The sequence below is a fragment of the Amycolatopsis sp. ATCC 39116 genome (assembly GCF_000231075.2).
Taxonomy (GTDB): domain Bacteria; phylum Actinomycetota; class Actinomycetes; order Mycobacteriales; family Pseudonocardiaceae; genus Amycolatopsis_E; species Amycolatopsis_E tucumanensis.
On record NZ_AFWY03000110.1, the window covers coordinates 1 to 3,072 of the forward strand.

Genomic DNA, 3,072 nt, shown 5'->3' on the forward strand with positions numbered 1-3,072 from the left:
CGCCGCGGGCCGGGTTGCGGTGTGGCGGCGGGCTGCGCTGGGGGATCGTCGCTGGGCGGCACCCGCGCGGCGCCGGGTCGCTGATCGCCACGGGGAGTTGCCTTGCCTGCGGCCGGGCGTCGCGGACGGTGGAGCAGAACCGGAGGCCGCGGCGGGACGCGGTAGCCGAAAAACCACGAGCAGTGACGACATCTACACTGATCATCACACGTTCGGCCGGTAGACAAGTCTGTCCGGGCGTGATGGCGTGGCATGACTTCGGGGCGGATCCGGCCCGGAGTGGGCTTGTCGGCGCCCGGACCGGGCCTGACCAGGCCCTTGTCGTTCTCCGGAAGAGGTGGAGCGTGTCGGAACCTGGTGCCGCACCAGGGTTGGCGGACGTGGCCCGGCGCTGGGCCGCGCGGTTGGCTGACACGGACGGAGTATCGCTTCCCCCGGAAGAGCTCGAGCAGCTCCTGCACGACTTCGCGCGCACCGCGGTCGCCGAGGCCGAAGCGGCCCGCGACGCCGCCATGCGCCGCTTCACCACGCTCTACAGCAGCGCTCCCGTCGGCATCGCGATGGCCGACCCGGACGGCGTGATCGTCGAGGTCAACAAGGAGCTCGGCAAGTTCCTCGGGCACAAGCCGGACCGCCTGCGCGGCCGCCGCCTCGCCGAGCTGGGCTTCGACAACCGCGACTGCGAGAAGCTGGCCACCGGCCTGGCCGAGCTCGCCGAGACCGACCTGGACGAGTTCACCGACCGCGTCCGCCTCGCCCACGCCGACGACGCGGGCGTGTGGGCCGACATCGTCCTGACCCGCCTGCCCGGCGACCGGCCCGGCACCCTCTTCCCGGTGCTGATGGCCTCCGACGCCAACGAGGTCCACACGCTGCAGGAAACGCTGCGGCACCAGAGCATCCACGACTCGCTCACCGGCCTGTCCAACGCCTCCCGCTTCCGCACGCTGCTGGAGTCCGCGCTCAGCCCGTCCGCACGCGGTCAGGTCGCGTTGATCTACCTGGACCTCGACGGGTTCAAGGTGGTCAACGACGGGCTCGGCGCCGGTGTCGGCGACGCGGTGCTCCGCGGCGTGGCCACCAAGCTGAACGAAGCCTTCGCAGGCGAAGACGCGCTGGTGGCGCGGCTGTCCGGGGACGGGTTCGCGGTGCTGCTGCGCGGCGAGCTGACCACGTCGGGAGTGATCAGCCTCGTCGAGACCGCGCTGGAGGACCTCGCCGAGCCGATCTACATCGGCGAGCACGGCGTCGGGGTGAGCGCGAGCGCCGGGATCGTCGTGCGCGACGTGCGCGACGGCGGTGTCGAGGACATCGAGCGCGCGGCGGAGATCGCGTTGCACCGCGCCAAGGAAGCCGGCAAGGCGCAGTGGATGCTGTTCGACCCGGAGCTCGACGCGCGCGACCGCGCCCGCTACCGGCTGGGCGCGGAGATCGCCGGCGCGCTGGAGAACGGGCAGTTCGAGCTGATCTACCAGCCCACCGTGAAGCTGGCCAAGCCCGACGAGATCGCCGCGGTCAACGCCGGGCTGCGCTGGCACCACCCGGAGCTGGGTGAGCTGCCCGCCGAGGAGTTCTTCCCGCTGGCCGAGACGACCGGCATGACGATCCCGCTCGGCAAGTGGCTGCTGACCGAATCGCTGCGGGCGACCGCGCGCTGGCGCGAACGCTACGGCGAGGCCGCGCCGGACGTGTGCATCCGCCTGCCGAACAGGCTGGCGATCGAGCCGGACCTGGTGGCGCTGGTCAAGGAACAGCTGGACCGCAACGAGCTGCCGGCCAGGGCGCTGCGGTTGTGCACCGACAGCTCGTCGATCCTGGACCCGCGCGGCGAGGTGCTCGACTCGCTCACCGTGCTGGCCGATCTCGGCGCGAAGCTGGTGCTGACCGTGCAGGGCTCGGCCGATCTGGAGCTGATCCCGCAGCACCAGCTGTCGGTGCAGCACGTGATCCTGTCCGGGCCGGTCGTCGACGCGCTCGCCGATGGTGAGCCGGAGGTCGCGGCGCGGCACCTGGACCAGCTGGTGACGCGGGCGCGTGAGCTGAAGCTGCGGATCGGCGCGGAGGGCGTGCGCAGCCACGAGCAGGCCGAGCGGCTGCGGCGGCACGGCGTGATCGCGGCCCGCGGGCCGTTCGTGGCGGACACCGCGACCGGCGACGAGGTCGACCAGCTCATCGAGCAGCACACCGACGCGGCGGTGAGCGGGTGAAGCCGGGGGACGTCGTCCCGGACTTCACGCTGCCGGACGAGCGGGGCGAGCCGCGGTCGCTGAGCGGTTTCCTGGAGTCGGGGCCGGTGGTGCTGTTCTTCTACCCGGCGGCGATGACGCCGGGCTGCACCGCGGAGAGCTGCCACTTCCGGGACCTGGCGAAGGAGTTCGCCGAGGTCGGCGCGCAGCGGGTGGGGATCAGCCCGGACCCGGTGGCGCGGCAGCAGGAGTTCAGCGCGCGGCACGGCTTCGACTACCCGCTCCTGTCGGACGCCGAGGGCGAGGTCGCGACGCGGTTCGGCGTGCGGCGCTCGTTCGGCCCGCTGCTGACGAAGCGGCACACGTTCGTCATCGACACCGACCGGCGCCTGCTGGAAGTCATCAAGAGCGAACTGAGGATGGCCGTGCACGCCGACAAGGCGCTGGAAGTGCTGCGGGCGCGCAGCCGCTAGCGGCGGCGGGCCGCAGGGCGGCCGCCGAGGACGGCGCGGCGGTGCGCGCGTGCGGCGGTGGTTCGGCAGGTCGCGGGGCGGCCGCCAAGGGCAGCGGCGGTGGACTGGCAGGCCGCCGGTGCGGGCGCGGACCGCGGTCCCGCGCGGTTGTTCCGGGGGTGCTGCGTCGGCGCGACAGCCGGTTGGCGGCCGTGGCAAGGGTGCGCGGCTGTACCGGGAGGGCGGCCGCGCCGCGATTGCGGCGGTGGCCCCGGGCGGACCGTGGGGCAGCCGACGAGGGCGGCGCGGTGCCGGTGGCGCGGCAGGCTGCCGGAGCGATCTTTGTGACCGCTGACCGCGGTCCCGCGCAGTTGTTTCGGGGCGCCGCGCCAGCGCGACAGCCGGTCGGCGGCCGCCGCAAGGGCGCGCAGCCG

General features: G+C 73.4%; 2 protein-coding genes. Both read left to right on the plus strand.

All coding sequences use genetic code 11. The features are described from left to right. Nucleotides 1–380 precede the first annotated feature (380 nt). A complete protein-coding gene (locus AMY39116_RS0341635) occupies nt 381–2,207 on the plus strand; it encodes an EAL domain-containing protein (protein ID WP_027936707.1) in 1,827 nt (608 codons plus the stop codon). Beyond that, nucleotides 2,204–2,659 (plus strand): peroxiredoxin, encoded by a 456-nt coding sequence (locus AMY39116_RS0341640; protein ID WP_020423516.1) that lies wholly within the window; start codon nt 2,204–2,206, stop codon nt 2,657–2,659. The genes AMY39116_RS0341635 and AMY39116_RS0341640 overlap by 4 nt, the downstream gene beginning before the upstream one ends. The last annotated feature ends 413 nt before the right edge of the window (nt 2,660–3,072 follow it).